This window comes from Fundidesulfovibrio magnetotacticus (assembly GCF_013019105.1).
GTDB lineage: Bacteria > Desulfobacterota > Desulfovibrionia > Desulfovibrionales > Desulfovibrionaceae > Fundidesulfovibrio > Fundidesulfovibrio magnetotacticus.
The window spans coordinates 494,893-507,734 of record NZ_BLTE01000001.1; the positions used below are offsets into that span (position 1 = coordinate 494,893).

11 protein-coding genes are annotated in these 12,842 nt (G+C 70.2%); 5 read left to right on the forward strand and 6 right to left on the reverse strand.

The window, feature by feature from the left end:
- Positions 1 to 17: 17 nt before the first annotated feature.
- From NNJEOMEG_RS02265 to NNJEOMEG_RS02290, 6 genes are all read right to left on the reverse strand, one after another.
- Positions 18 to 368, reverse strand: coding sequence for a hypothetical protein (locus tag NNJEOMEG_RS02265; RefSeq protein WP_173080862.1), 351 nt, complete (start codon positions 366 to 368; stop codon positions 18 to 20).
- Between the two features lie 101 nt (positions 369 to 469).
- Positions 470 to 1,600, reverse strand: coding sequence for a glycosyltransferase family 4 protein (locus tag NNJEOMEG_RS02270; RefSeq protein WP_173080864.1), 1,131 nt, complete (start codon positions 1,598 to 1,600; stop codon positions 470 to 472).
- A gap of 304 nt (positions 1,601 to 1,904) precedes the next feature.
- Positions 1,905 to 2,753, reverse strand: a complete 849-nt coding sequence (locus tag NNJEOMEG_RS02275; protein WP_173080866.1) for a glycosyltransferase family 2 protein — start codon at positions 2,751 to 2,753, stop codon at positions 1,905 to 1,907.
- Positions 2,741 to 4,387 carry a glycosyltransferase family 4 protein gene (locus NNJEOMEG_RS02280; protein ID WP_173080868.1) on the reverse strand — a complete coding sequence of 549 codons (1,647 nt, stop codon included), beginning with the start codon at positions 4,385 to 4,387 and terminating at the stop codon, positions 2,741 to 2,743. The genes NNJEOMEG_RS02275 and NNJEOMEG_RS02280 overlap by 13 nt, the downstream gene beginning before the upstream one ends.
- Positions 4,384 to 5,781 (reverse strand): ABC transporter ATP-binding protein, encoded by a 1,398-nt coding sequence (locus NNJEOMEG_RS20870; RefSeq protein WP_173080870.1) that lies wholly within the window; start codon positions 5,779 to 5,781, stop codon positions 4,384 to 4,386. Before NNJEOMEG_RS20870 ends, NNJEOMEG_RS02280 begins: the two co-directional genes overlap by 4 nt.
- Entirely contained in the window at positions 5,771 to 6,646 is an 876-nt protein-coding gene (locus NNJEOMEG_RS02290) for an ABC transporter permease (RefSeq protein WP_173080872.1), read from the reverse strand. Before NNJEOMEG_RS02290 ends, NNJEOMEG_RS20870 begins: the two co-directional genes overlap by 11 nt.
- Before the next feature lie 57 nt (positions 6,647 to 6,703).
- On the opposite strand from NNJEOMEG_RS02290, the gene NNJEOMEG_RS20425 reads away from it, so the two are divergent.
- The 5 genes from NNJEOMEG_RS20425 (at position 6,704) to NNJEOMEG_RS02310 (ending at position 12,729) form a co-directional block, all read left to right on the forward strand.
- On the forward strand, positions 6,704 to 7,852 hold the full coding sequence (locus tag NNJEOMEG_RS20425; RefSeq protein ID WP_235956798.1) for a glycosyltransferase family 4 protein: 1,149 nt from the start codon (positions 6,704 to 6,706) through the stop codon (positions 7,850 to 7,852).
- Positions 7,853 to 7,855: 3 nt separating this feature from the next.
- Positions 7,856 to 8,710, forward strand: a complete 855-nt coding sequence (locus tag NNJEOMEG_RS20430) for a glycosyltransferase family 2 protein (protein ID WP_235956799.1) — start codon at positions 7,856 to 7,858, stop codon at positions 8,708 to 8,710.
- Between the two features lie 20 nt (positions 8,711 to 8,730).
- Positions 8,731 to 9,291: a hypothetical protein gene (locus NNJEOMEG_RS02300; protein WP_173080874.1), complete on the forward strand. Its 561-nt coding sequence runs from the start codon at positions 8,731 to 8,733 to the stop codon at positions 9,289 to 9,291.
- A gap of 177 nt (positions 9,292 to 9,468) precedes the next feature.
- Positions 9,469 to 10,569, forward strand: a complete 1,101-nt coding sequence (locus NNJEOMEG_RS02305) for a glycosyltransferase family 4 protein (RefSeq protein ID WP_173080876.1) — start codon at positions 9,469 to 9,471, stop codon at positions 10,567 to 10,569.
- 198 nt (positions 10,570 to 10,767) lie between these two features.
- Positions 10,768 to 12,729 carry a monovalent cation:proton antiporter family protein gene (locus NNJEOMEG_RS02310; protein WP_173080878.1) on the forward strand — a complete coding sequence of 654 codons (1,962 nt, stop codon included), beginning with the start codon at positions 10,768 to 10,770 and terminating at the stop codon, positions 12,727 to 12,729.
- The last annotated feature ends 113 nt before the right edge of the window (positions 12,730 to 12,842 follow it).

Consider the following 12,842-nt stretch of genomic DNA (forward strand, 5'->3'; position numbering starts at 1 on the left):
CGCCCCCCGCTCGGGAACTACTTCAGGATCAGCCCGGAGCCGCTCTTGCCGCCCGCGGGGGCCATCTTGTTGAGCATGTTCAGGTCGCGGGCCGAGGAGATGGTCAGGTTGGAGGTGGCCTCCAGGTACTTGTTCTTGAGTTCCTCGGGGAACGTCTTGAAATTGTAGAGGATGTGCTCTCCCTTCACGGCCCCGCCGATCTCGGTCTCGAAGGGATAGCCGAAGGGCAGGAGCAGCATCTGCACGCCCTGCTGGGTGGGCACGGACTGGAGGATGGCCACGTCCTTCAGGCCCTGGGTCTCTTCGTCGTACTTGCCGAGCACGGTCTCGCCGTTGATGAGCTTCACGAGGCGGATGTCGTACGCCATATGGGGGACTCCTTTGGAGAATGATGCGTTGGGGGATGGAATCGTGCGCGAACAGGCCTAATTATGACCCCGCTCCTGCCGTGTCAAGCCGCGCGCGCCGCTCACGACCCCAGGAGGGGCAGCTCCAGCACGCGCCCGTACGCCTCCAGCGCCACCCCGGCTGCGGCGTCCCAGCTGAAGCGGGCCGCCTGCGCCTCGCCCCGGCGCGAAAGCTCCCGGCGCAGCACCTCGTCGGACTCCAGGCGCGCCATGGCCGCCGCAATGGACCCGGCGTCCAGCGGGTCCACCAGCAGCGCCGCGTCCCCCGCCACCTCCGGCAGGCTCGACACCCCCGACGTGATCACCGGCGCGCCCAGGCTCATGGCCTCCAGCACCGGCAACCCGAACCCCTCGAACAACGAAGGGTACACGAACCCGAAACAGTTGGCGTAGAGCCACGCCAGCTCCGCGTCGTCCACATACCCCGTAAGCTTCACCCGCGAGGCCAGGCCCAGGGCGTTCACCTTGCGGCCCATCTCGTCCATCAGCCAGCCACGGCCGCCCGCCAGCACCAACGGCCGCTTCCCGCCCAGGCGCGCCAAGGCCTCGAAGAGCCGCTCCTGGTTCTTGCGCGGCTCAATGGTGCCCACGCACAGCCAGAACTTCCCAGGCTCCACGCCCTTCAGGCGCGCCGGGACACGCATGGCGCTCCCGAGACCGAACCGGCTCGCAAGATGCATCACCGACGTGCGCTCCCGGGGATAGTGCGGGAACACCCGCAGAAAATGTTCCAGGCTCGCCCGCGAGATCGAAACGATCCAGTCCGCGCGCAGGCTCGCCCCAAACACCCCGTCCAGGCACCCCACCCGGTTCTGCTCCGTGGTCCAGCCCGGGTTCTCCAGGAACGACAGGTCGTACAACGTATAAACCTGCCGCGCTCGCTTCAACCCCACGGGACAAAAGAAATTGTTGGAATGCACCACGTCCGGCCCGCCCAGGCGCGCCTCGAAATCCTCGGGCGGTTCGCGCCAGAAACGCTTGCTGCGCTCGAACCAGCGGAACGTCGGACCACGCCGCCCCTCGCCAGGACACGAACACGCCCCGGGCCGGGGCTCCCAGTAGAGGTCCCCGAAGTGCGGATAGAACACGAAACGCACCCCGCGCGCCGCCAAGGCGTGCACCAGCCCGTGCGCCAGGTAACCGCAACCGGCCTTGCCCGCACCCGTCTGGCTGACGTCGAAGCCTACCAGCATGCGCGCCCCCGGAGAACGGGGCTCCGCCCCGGACCCCGCCGGGCTCCGCCCGGACCCGGCAGGGCGCTGCCCTGCACCCGCCAGGGCTCCGCCCTGCACCCGCCAGGGGGGGGCCCCCCCTGGACCCGCAATTGCTGCGCGGGCTTCACCAGGCACGCCGGAGACGACCAGGCGCAAGCAGCAGACAGCCGCCGACGCGAAGCAACCGCCGGGTCCAGGGGGAGGCTCTCCCCCTGGCGGGAGAGTGCAGAGAGGGCGGAGCCCTCTTTGCCCGCCGGAGGCCTCTTCTCCCTTCTTCTCGCGCTCACAACCACGACTTCACCGTCCGCCACAGGCTGGCGGGGATCGTCCGGTTCCAGCGCAGGCTGGCGCCCAGCGCCGCCGCAGCGATGAGGGCGGTGGTGTACCGCCTGGCGGGGTCGAAGCCCATGGTGTCGCGCAGGAGGGTGTGGGCCCAGTTGCAGAGCCAGCGGTCGGGGACCCGGCCAAGGGTGTCGGCGAGCATACGGTTGATTTCGGTGTGCACGGGGAGGCGCTGGCCCAGGGTCTTGGTGTCGGGGTAGAAGCGCGAGCCCGCGAGCTTCACGGGCAGGTGGTGGAAGCGCGCCCCGGCCAGGCCCAGGCGCAGCCAGAATTCGTAGTCCATGCAATAGCGCAGGTTCACGTCGGGGAGCCCGAAGCGGCCGACGACGCGGCGTCGGAAGAAGAGCGCGGGCTGGCAGATGATGCAGCGCTCCTCCAGGGCCGTGAGGTCGAAGGGTTCGACGGGATATTCCTCGATGAAGGCGTCGTGCTCGTCGATGTGGTCGGCCTGGCCGTAGAGCACGTCGCACTCGGGGTGCGCGGCGAAGTGGTCCAGCACGGCGCGCAGCGCGCCGGGGTAGTACACGTCGTCGGAGTTGAGCCAGCCGATGATCTCGCCGGAGGTGACGGCGATGCCCTTGTTGAGGGCGTCGGTCTGGCCCTTGTCGCGTTCGGAGACGAAAAGGAGGCGTCCTTCGTAGGCCCTGGCCACGTCGGCGGTCTCGTCGCAGGAGCCGCCGTCCATGATCACGTATTCCAGGTCCACGCCCTGGGAGAGCACGGAGTCGATGGTGCGGCCGATGAAGCGGCCCTGGTTGAAACTGGGGGTGACGACGCTCAGGGTCGGCATGGGGTCTCCAGGAGATCGAGGGGATGGGACCCGGCGAGGGCCAGGCGATCGCAGCGCACGTCGCGGGGGTTCTCGAAGGCGATGTCCAGGCAGCCGCCGTAGGGGCTGGCGAGGCGGCGGATGTCCAGGCTCGCGCCGGGCGCGAGGGTCGCGGGGACGGGCAGGGGCTTGCCGTCCAGGCTGGCGCGCACGGCCACGGGCTCGGGGCCGTGGTTGACGAAGCGCGCCTCGATCCACTGTCTGCCGGAGGCGGGGCCGAAGGCGGCGAAGACGGGGCCGCTGACCCGCCCGCCGGCGATGCCGTCCAGGGCGTGGCTCTGCGCACCCAGGCCGCGCAGGGCCTCGTCCAGGAGGTCCAGGTAGGCCTGGGCCATGTCCTGGGGGCCGCCCATGGCGGCGGCGCGGGCCAGGCCCCTTGCCGAGAGCTCGGCGGCCAGGCCGGGTTCCAGGGCCAGGCGGGCCAGGGTCTGGGCCACGTCCTCGGGCTTGCGCGGGTCGAAGAGGAGCACGGCGTCGCCACCCACCTCGGGGAGGCTGGTCACGTCGGAGCAGGCCACGGGCACGCCCAGGGACATGGCCTCGGCCACGGGCATGCCGTAGCCCTCGAAGAGCGAGGGGAAGACCAGGGCCAGGGACGCGGCCGTGAGCGCGGCCAGATCGTCGTCGCTGACGTAGCCGGTGAAGAGCGTGCGCTCCGCGACGCCCATGGCGCGGGCGGCCTCCTTGAGGGCCTGGGCCTGACCGGTATCGGCCCCGGTGAGCACGAGCTTCACGGGCGCGTCCGGGTGGGCGCGGGCGAAGAGCGAGAAGGCCGTGAGGAGCACGGCGTGGTTCTTGTGGGGCCAGAAGTTGGCCGGATAGATGAAGTAGCCCTTGGGGGAGAGCCCCAGGCGGTCCAGCACGGCGCGGGTCTCGGCCTCGGAAGGAGGGGTGAGGCGGCGCGGGATGAGGATGTGCACGGTGCGCGCCTTTTCGGGCGGCAGCTTGCCGTATTCCAGCACCGTGGAGCGCACGTAGTCCGAGATGCAGGCCAGACGCGCCGAGCGGCGCGCGGCCAGCTGGAAGGTCTGGTCGCGGCCCCGGCGCTCCTCGTCGGAGAAGAACTGGGGGTAGTAGTGGTACTGGAGGTCGTAGATCACGCTGACCAGGGGGATGGCCGGATCCTGGAAATAGGGGCGCGTGAAGGGGCAGAACCAGGCGTCGATGGGGCGTCCCAGGAGCTTTTTCGGGGGCCTGGCCAGCCACTGCTTGCGGGCCGGGAGCACCTTGAGGTTGGGGGCCTCCAGGGCGCGCAGCTCGTCCAGGGCGGCGGGGTTGGCCACCAAGACAAAGGTGCGCTCCGGGGCCATGGCGGCCATGGTCTCCAGGAGCACCAGGGTGAAGACCTTGGCCCCGCCGTTGGCCCCGCCGGGCAAGAGCGGCCAGAGGTCCACGGCGACCAGGGGGGATTCTCCCGGCCTGCGCCCGGCGCAGAGGGCGGGGAACGTCCGGCCCAGGCCCTTCAAGCCCATGTCCCACCAGCGCCAGAGCTTGGGGACGTTCAGGAGCAGGCGTTCGAAAAACGCCGGAAGCGGGGCCTCGGCCCGGAAGCCCGTGGAGAGGTCCCGAATGACGGCCTTGAAGTCTTCGTTCATGCGCTCTCGCAGTGGGGGTTGGGGTCCTGGTCCCGGGGCGGCAGGAAGGCCGTGCTGGCGTTTCCGGGAAGATTGGCCGCTCCGTGGTGGGTGAGCTGAACGGGCGCGGTGTCGGTGGTGCGGAAGACCACCGAGAAGCTGCCCGCGTTGGAGAGCGCGGAGAGCACGGCGTTGCGCGAATCCAGCTCCGGGTGGGTCATTTCGGCGCGGCGGGCGAAGTCCTCGCGGGTCATGGCGGTGAGGCCCACGCCGAAGGCGTATTCACCGATGCCCAGGTCCAGCTTCACCTCATAGATGAAGCGCAGGCGACTCCCGGCCGGAACGCTCTCGGGGACGCGGCAGTCGTACTGCAGGGTGTTCTTGCCGAAGACGATGACGCCCTGCTCGCTGACGATCTCCACCCCCGCCACGGGCACTTCCAGGGGCTCGCGGACGTGGTATTCCACGCAGAAGCGGGCGGTGGCCCCCTGCTCGAAGGCGCGGCAGGGCCGGCCGGAGCAGTCGGTGAGGGCCACGGCCTCGCAGACGGCGAAGCCGGATTCGGCGCGCCCGGCGGCGGAGAGGTCCAGGAAGGCCTCGGGGGCGGGCCAGGGGGCGTCCTCTCCGAAGGGTTCGGGGGCGGGCAGTTCCGCGTCCAGCCCGGAAGGCGCGGGGCATGCGGAGCCCGGCCCCAGCATGTAGATCTTCACGGCGTCCATGGCCGGACCAAGGAACTTGACGCCCCCGCGCTCCAGGTAGAGGGCGCGCGAGCAGAACTGGGCCACGTCGTTCATGGCGTGGGAGACCAGCACCACGGCCACACCCTTGTCCATGAGCTGGCGCAGGCGGGCGTAGCAGCGCTGGCGGAAGAACACGTCGCCCACGGCCAGGGCCTCGTCCACGATGAGCAGCTCGGGCTCCAGGCAGATGGTCACGGCGAAGGCCAGGCGCAGGAACATGCCCGAGGAGTAGGTGCGCACGGGCTGGTCGATGTGCGCGCCGATGTCGGCGAAGGCCAGGATGTCGTCCAGGCGCTCCTGGGCCACGCGCCGGGGCACGCCCAAGACGGCTGCGTTCACGAACACGTTCTGGCGTCCGGTGAAGTCGGGCTTGAAGCCGCTGCCCAGCTCCAGGAGGGCGGCCACGCGCCCGGGGGTCTCCACGCGGCCCAGGGTGGGTTGGAGCACCCCGGCCATCACCTGGAGGAGCGTGGACTTGCCCGCCCCGTTGCGCCCGATGATGCCGAAGGCCTCGCCGGGGGCGATGTCGAAGCTTACGTCCCGGAGCGCCCAGTGTTCCTTGTAGAAGCGCCGCCCGCCCACGGCCAGGAGCTGGCGCAGACGGTCGCGCGGGCTCTGGTAGAGGTGGTAGACCTTGCCCACGCCCTCCACGCTCACGAGGGGGCTAGAGGACATCGGCGAACACCTTCTTGAGCTGCATGAACCACGCGAACCCCGCCAGCAGGAAGGTCAGGGCGAAGAGCGTGCACAGGCCGAGCGCCGTCCAGTCCGGGGTCTGGCCCCAGAGGAGCGTGCGCCGGAAGTGCTCGATGATCGGATGCAGCGGGTTGAGCGACAGGAGGAAGCGGTAGCGCTCGGGCACGGCCGTGAGCGGGTAGACGATGGGCGTCAGGAAGAAATAAAGCTGCATGAAGGCCCCCACCGCGTGCCCGGCGTCCTTGGCGGCCACGCCTACGGGCGCCAGCCACAGCCCCAGGCCCGAGGCGAAGAGCGCCAGCGGCACGTAGCCCAACGGGGCCAGCAGCGCCGTGGCGGGCAGCCCCTCCCCGGTGAAGGCCCGGGCCAGGCACACCAGCCCAAGAGCCACCAGCGATTGCAGGCACAAAGCCAGCACCACGCTGACGGGCAGCACCTCCAGGGGGAAGACCACTTTTTTGACGAAGTTCACGTTCTCGCTCATCACCGTGGCCCCGCGCGCGGCGGCCCCGGCCACAACCTCGAAGCAGGCCAGGCCGGTAAGGAGCGCCAGGGCGAACTCCATCACCCCGCCCTGTCCGGCCCCGCTCCAGGTGGCCTTGAGCACCACCGAGAAGACGAAGGTGTAAACGGCCAGGCTGGTCAGGGGCGTCACCAGACTCCAGAGCATGCCGAGCACGGTGCCCTGGTAACGCCCGGAAAACTCCAGGCGGGTGAATTCGCGCAGGATTTCGCCATGGCGCGCGAAATGGCGGGCCACCCCCAGGGGGGAGGCCAGACGCGCGGTCTGTCGCAGAGTGGAGGCGAGCCCCAGGGGCGGCTGGGCCAGGATGATCTTTCGCATGAACAGGCTTGCCTATTCCAGAAATTTGGCGCATGTCAACGCGCCGGAGACCCCGGCATGCCCAAGGTCCTGCGCGTCGGCATCGACGCAAGCCCCTTAAGCTACCCCTACCGCACCGGCATCGGCCGCTACCTGGAGAGCATTCTGCCCCATGTGGTGGAGTCCGCCGGGGACAGGGCCCGCTTCACGCTCTTCGCGGGCAAGCCCCTGGTGAACCCCGTGGCCCTGGACCTGGTGGAACGAGGCCTGGCGCGGGCGCGCACCGTGAACACCCCCTCGCTCTACGCCTGGCAGCAGACCGGCATGCTGGTCCAGCGCCTTTTCACGCGCCTGGACGTGTTTTTCTCGCCCGACGGGCTCTTTCCGCCCTTCCTGCCCGGCAAGGCCGTGGGCATGTACCACGACGTGCTCTGGGAGGCCCACCCCGAAACGCTGGCCTGGCACATCCGCTCGGTGTTCCGCCTGCGCCACAAGGCCGGGCTCAAGCGCGCGGACCGTGCCCTCACGTGCAGCCAGGCCTCGCGCGGGGAGATGCTGAGGGTGTTCGGCAAGGTGGCCCAGAAACTGGAAATCCTGCCCACCCACGGCGTGGACATGGTGCACTTCCGCCCCCCCGGCGAGGACGAGGCCCACCTGGCCCGCGATTTCCGCGAGCGCCACGGCCTCACCGAACCGTTCCTGCTCACGGCGGGCAACCTTCAGCCCCACAAGAACCTCTCCGTGGTGCCCCTCGCGCTGGACATCCTGCGCCGCGCCGGACGCGAGATCCCCATGCTGGCGGTGGCCGGATTCGGCGACCGGGAGGCCCTGCTGGCCACCCTGCCCGAGGGCTTCCCCAAGGAGCGCGTGCGCTGCCTGGGCTACCTCTCCGAGGCCGACCTCTGCCAGGCCTACCGCCTGGCGCTGGCCTACGTGTTCCCCTCGCTCTACGAGGGGTTCGGGTTTCCCGTGGTGGAGGCCCAGGCCAGCGGCGCGCCCGTGGTCTACGCCGACGCCGCGAGCCTGCCCGAGGTGGCGGGCGACGCCGGGCTGGCCTTCGACCCCGCCTCCCCGGAAGACCTGGCCGCCCGCCTCGCCCAGGTGCTTGACGACCCGGACCTGCGCAAACGCATGGTGGCCAAGGGCTTCGTCCAGTCCTCCCGCTACCGCTGGGACCGCGCCGGGGAAACCCTCTGGCGCGTGCTGCGCGAAACCGCCGGAGCGTAAGCCGTGGCCGCGCTGCCCACGTTCACCATCGTCACGCCCTCCTTCAACCAGGGGCGCTACCTGCGGCGCAACCTGGAGAGCGTGGCCGGCCAGCAGGGCGTTTCCGTGGAGCACATCCTCCTGGACGGCGGCTCCACCGACGACACCCTGGACGTGATCGCACGCCACGGCGGCCACCTGGCCCACTGGCGCAGCGCCCCGGACGGCGGGCAGACGGCATCGCTCATCGAGGGATTTTCGCGGGCCAGGGGCCAGGTCTGGGGCTGGCTCAACTCCGACGACTACCTCTGGGACGAGCGCGCCCTGCTCCACGTGGCCGAAGCCTTCGCGGCAAGGCCCGAGGCGGCCATGGTCAGCGGAGACACCGTGCTCGTCACCGAGGACGAACGGCCCGCCATGCTGGACATGGTGCCCGGCCCCTCGGCCCGCAAGATGCGCTACACCATGTGCGTGCCGCAGCAGTCCACGTTCTGGCGCGCCGAGGCCTACCGCGCCGTGGGCGGCATCGACCCCGCCTTCCGCTACTGCATGGATTTCGACCTCTTCCAGCGCATGAGCCAGGGGCGGGCCATGGCGCGCGTGCCGCGCTTCGTGGCGGCCTTCCGGCTTCAGCCCGCCTCCAAGACAGCCACCTGGGGCGACGTGTACCGCCGCGAGGTGGCCCTGTGCCAGTCCCGCTACGGCAGGGGGGCGCTCCACTGGCTGGCCGTGAAGGCCGTGACCATGGAACTGCGCCTTGGCTCGGCCGCGGCCGAACTGGCGGCCCTGGCCTCGGGGCGCAAGCTCCCCTGCCTGGCCAACTGCCGCTGGGAGCCGTGCCGCGCCTTCGCCAGGAAACGCCACGGGCTTTCGTTCTGAGACGCCTTCCCACCGGCGCGATGCAAGACTCTCTCTTTCCCAGACTCCTGCGCCACCTGCGTCTGAAGCCGGACACCCCGGCCGCCGCCGAAGCCCTGCCCCTCTGGGACGAGGCCCTTGCGCTGGCCCGCCCGACAACCTGGCGCGAGCAACTGCCCATCGGGGACTTCCTCCGGGAATTCGCGCCCCACGCGGCCCAAAGCCGCGACCTGGCACGCACCCTGGTGGGCTGTACGAGCGTTGTTCTGCTCGCCGCCACCCTGGGCGAGGGCGTGGAGCGACGCGCCGGGGAGCGCTTCGCCTCGGGCAGGCCCTTCGCGGGCTACGTGCTGGACAGGATGGGCAGCTTCCTTGTGGAGCAGGCCATGAAGGAGCTGCACGCCGGGGTGCGCTCCGGCCAGGCCACGCGCGGGGGCCGGGCCACACGCCGCTACAGCCCCGGCTACGGCGACTTCCCCCTGGAGGCCCAGGCCCACTTTCTGCGCCTGGCGGGCCCTGCCCTGCAGGGCCTCGGCCTCACGGCCGGGTTCGCCCTGGTCCCGGCCAAGACCGTCACCGCCGTGTGCGGCCTCGCGGACTGATCCCGCGGAGTCCGCCCCATGGTCTCGCGGCGGCGGGAGTCGCCTCCGGGCGCGCCCTCGCGGGCTGAGCGCCGGGAGCGCGCCAGGGCGCTGCCCGCCGCCGACGCCCCCCCGCCTCGTGCGGCATCACGGGCCCTGCCCCTTCCCCTGGGGCCTCCGGGCGGCTATACCTCCTCCATGCGCATCGCCGTCAGCTGCCGCAGCCTCGAATACCCCTCCGGGGGGGTGCGGGAATACCTCGTGAGCCTTTTGGACGCCCTCCTGGAACTGGACCGGCGCAACACCTACGTGCTCTTCCATTCCGACGCCCGCTTCCTGGGCCGCTTCCCGGGGGCCGAGGAGGTCTCGCTGGGCTGCTCCAACCGCCTCGTCTTCGACTGGTTCCGCCTGCCTCCCGCGCTCAAGCGCCACGGCATCGACCTGGCCTTCTTCCCCTCCTCCAACATGCCCCCCGGCGTGCCCTGCAAGGCCGTGGCCGCCATGATGGACCTGGGCTACTTCCACGGCGAATACCGCATGTACCGTCTGGCCGACACGCTCTACATGCGCGTGGCCATGGCCCGCACCGCCCGGCGCGCCGAGCGCCTGCTGGCCATCTCCGGGCACACCAGGCGCGAGCTGGAAGACATCCTGGGCGTGCCCGGCCACAAGGTGAGCGTGACCCACCTGGCCGCCGACCCCCTCTACCACCGCCCCGTCCCCCCCGAGGCCGTGGCGGAACTCAAGTCCCGCCTGGGCCTGACGCGTCCCTTCTTCCTTTACACGGGCAACATCTCGCCGCGCAAAAACCTCAAGGGGCTTCTGGAGGCCTTCGCGGACGTGAAGGACCGCGCGGACGCCGATCTGGTGGTCACGGGCGGCTCGGGCTGGAGCCAGGATTTCGAGCGGTGGGTCGCCGCCCTTGGCCTGGAGGGCCGCGTGCGCCGCCTGGGCCACGTGGAGCGCGCGGACATGCCCGCGCTCTACGCCGCCGCTCTGGCCTTCGTCTTTCCCTCGCTCTACGAGGGCTTCGGCCTGCCCGTGCTGGAGGCCCAGGCCGTGGGGACCCCCGTGGTCTGCTCCACGGCGGCCAGCCTGCCCGAGGTGGCGGGCCAAAGCGCCCTCATGGCCGACCCGGCCGACCGCCGGGCCATGGCCCAGGCCCTGGCGGACGTGGCCGCCGACCCGGCCCTGCGCGCCCGCCTGAGCGAGGCGGGCCGCGCCAACGCCGCGCGCTTCTCCTGGCGCGAGACGGCCCGACAGACCCTGGAGGTCTTCGAGGAGGCGCTCAGGGCCTGAACCTGCGTCCCGGCCCGGGAGACGCAGCGCGCCCAGACCGCCCGGGGCCAGATCGAAAGCCTATTTCCCCTACGGGCCCGAGGGGTTGCGCTCGCCATCGGAATATGCAACCCTTCCGGGACGTTTCGCTCATGCGTAGCATCCCGCATGCGACGCGCCTCTGAAACCGCATCCTTCCAAGCAACGGAGCCTCATCCGATGGATTTGTCGTTCCTGAACGAAATCGTGCTCATTCTCGCAATGAGCGTGGGCGTCATGTTCGCCTGCCACAAGATCGGCCTGCCCCCGGTGGTGGGCTTCCTTGTCGCGGGCGTGCTCTGCGGTCCGGGCGGGTTCGCCCTGGTCAAGAACGTGCATCAGGTGGAGATGATCGCGGAGATGGGCGTCGTGCTGCTCCTGTTCTCCATCGGCATGGAGCTTTCGGCCTCGGAGCTGGTGCGCCTGAAACGTCCGGTCTTCCTGGGCGGGCTCGTGCAAATCGGGCTGACCATCGCCCTCTTCGAGGCCCTTTCCGTGGCGGGCGGCTTCGAATCCAGCCAGGGCCTCTTCTTCGGGTTCCTGGCCGCGCTCTCCTCCACGGCCATCGTGCTCAAGGAGCTGCAGCGCCGCGCCGAGCTGGAGAGCCCCCACGGCCGCATGAGCCTGGCCATCCTCATCTTCCAGGACCTGGCCATCGTGCCGCTCATGCTTCTCACGCCCTTCCTGGGCGGCAAGGGGGGCGACCTGGCCAGTTCCCTGGGCATCATGGCCCTCAAGGGCGTCGGCGTGGTGGGCGTGGTGCTCGTGCTGGCCCGCTACGTGGTGCCGCGCTTCTTCCTCTCGGTGGCCAAGGTGCGCAGCCGCGAGCTGTTCCTGATGGCCACCATCGTGTTCTGCCTCTCCGTGGCCCTGCTCACGGCCAGCGTGGGGCTCTCGCTTTCGCTGGGCGCGTTCCTGGCCGGACTCATGCTCTCGGAGTCGGAATACGCCCTCAACGCCCTGGAGGGCGTGCTCCCCTTCAAGGACATCTTCACCAGCCTGTTCTTCGTCTCGGTGGGCATGCTGGTGGACGTGGGCTTCATCGCCCACAACCCCGGGCTCGTGCTGGGCGCCGCCCTGGCGGTCATCGTGCTCAAGGCCCTGGCCGCCGGAGGCGCGGTGATGGCCCTGGGCTACCCCCTGCGCACCGCCGTCGCGGGCGGCCTGGTGCTTGCCCAGGTGGGCGAGTTCTCCTTCGTGCTGGCCAAGGTGGGCATGGACACGGGGCTCCTGGAGGGCGACACCTACCAGCTCTTCCTGGCCTCCAGCGTGATCACCATGGCCGTGACGCCCTGGCTCATCCAGTTGGGGCCGGTGCTGGCGGCCCGCCTGGGCGGGGCCGCCCCCGCCAACGCCCAGGCCCCCAACGAAAAGACAGCCCTCAAGGACCACCTGATCATCGTGGGTTTCGGCCCCGGCGGGCAGCGCATCGCCCACGCCGCCAAACGCGCCGGCATCGCCTACTACGTGCTGGAGATGAACATCGACACCGTGCGCCGCGAAAGGGAAAAGGGCGAGCCCATCCACTACGGCGACGCCTCCTACCCCGAAGTGCTCCGCCACGCGGGCATCCTGGGCGCGCGCGTGATGGTGGTGGTAATCTCCGACCCCTCCGCCGCCCGGCGCATGGTCTCCGCCGCCCGGGAGCTCTCGCCCGCCCTGCGCATCGTGGTGCGCACCCGCTTCATGGGCGAGGTGGAGGAACTGCTCGCCCTGGGGGCCAACGACGTGGTGCCCGAGGAATTCGAGACCTCCATCGAAATCTTCACCCGCGTCCTGGTGGACTACCTCGTGCCCAACCAGACCATCGAACGTTTCATCCTGGAGGCGCGCGGGGCCAACTACCGCATGCTGCGCACCCCCGCCCTGCCCCAGGACGGCCAGAAGCTCATGACGCCGCAGCTCTCGGGCATGGACCTGGCCGTGCTCACCGTGGAACAGGGCTCGCGCCTCGACGGCAACACCCTCCAGGAATCCCACCTGCGCCGCGAGCACGGCCTCACCGTCGTCGCCGTGGACCGCGACGGCGCCATGACCCTCAACCCCGAAGGCTCCTACCGGTTCCAGGCCGGAGACAAGGCCTACGTCTTCAGCCGCCAGGAGGACATCGTGGACAAGGCCTGGCTCTTCTCCGCCGCCTGACGCCCTTTCCCGCCAAGGAACCACGCCAAGCCCGGGAGCCGTCTCCCGGGCTTTTTTCACCCCTACATTGCACCATTCTTGAAAAAACATGCCACGATATTGACATGAATTTC